Source organism: Limosilactobacillus sp. DJ3M12 (assembly GCF_947381695.1).
GTDB classification, from domain to species: Bacteria; Bacillota; Bacilli; order Lactobacillales; family Lactobacillaceae; genus Limosilactobacillus; species Limosilactobacillus kinnaridis.
On sequence record NZ_CANCWY010000056.1, the window covers coordinates 1 to 1080 of the forward strand.

1 protein-coding gene is annotated in these 1080 nt (G+C 40.3%); it reads right to left on the reverse strand.

Translation table 11 applies throughout. From position 1 onward, the window contains the following. Positions 1-1064 (reverse strand): Rib/alpha-like domain-containing protein (locus tag QOS06_RS10640; protein ID WP_283596040.1); only part of this gene is annotated, 1064 nt, incomplete at its 3' end. Positions 1065-1080 lie beyond the last annotated feature (16 nt).

A 1080-nucleotide genomic window follows, 5' to 3' on the forward strand; every position in this document is an offset into this window, starting at 1 on the left:
ATTGTATCAGTTGACGTATCTGGGTAAGTTACTGTAGCTGTACCGTCATCACCTACATCAACTTTAGTGCCAGCTGGAAACTTATCCTTGTTGGCATCAGTTACATTAGTCTTAACTTTGTCCTTTTCATCTTTAGTTAAGCTGCTGGTATTTGCTACTGGTTCCTTGGTTGATGGAACATTTGGTGTGATCTTATCACTTTGGTTTGGCTCAACATTTACACTAACAGTAGTTGTGGTAGTAGAACCATCTTGGAAGGTAGTCTTAACTACACCAGTACGCTTACCAGTAGAGTCAGTATCAGGCTTAGTTATCCACTCATGCTTGGTTCCGTCTGGGAAACTAGTTGGTTTGCCAGCTGGAGTTTGAGCAACAACTGTTGATTCTGGATCAACTTGGCCACCTCTTTGAACAGTTACACCATCTCTAGGTGTAACCTTGTATTCATCACTTTCACCATTGACATGAACAGTTACAGTTACTGAGTCAGATTGGGTGTGATCTGGATAAGTTACAGTTACTTCACCAGTTACATCCTTACCAGCTTGACTAAAGTCAGGTTCCTTACCCTTAGTCCATTTAACAGTTGAGCCTTCTGGTAAAGTAGTTTGATTACCATCAATATCCTTTACAACGATAGTATCTTTTGGATCCAAAGTTTTACCATTATCTACCTTAAGACCATCTTTGCCATAGATGTGGTACTTTTCCTTGTCATTTAGCTTATCCTTGTCCTTGACGTTAATAGTTACAGGAACATCATCATGGCTTCCATCACTGTAAGTTACTTTTACTTCACCAAATGCCTCACCAGTTTTACTTGTGTTTGGTTCAGTCTTCCAAGTGTATTTTGCATCACTTGGCATCTTCTTACCATTCTTATCAGTGCTTGAAATTACTTCATCAGCCTTAGGCGTTTTGCCAACAGTTGTAGTCCAAGGTTGGGCTTTTGGATCATAAGTTTCTGCATCAGTCTTTACATGAATTGTAACATCAGTGTCTTTCTTAGAACCATCTGGGAAGGTAACTTCAACTTTACCGGTTTTATCGCCGGAGGTTCTCAAGTCTGGCTTTGCTCCC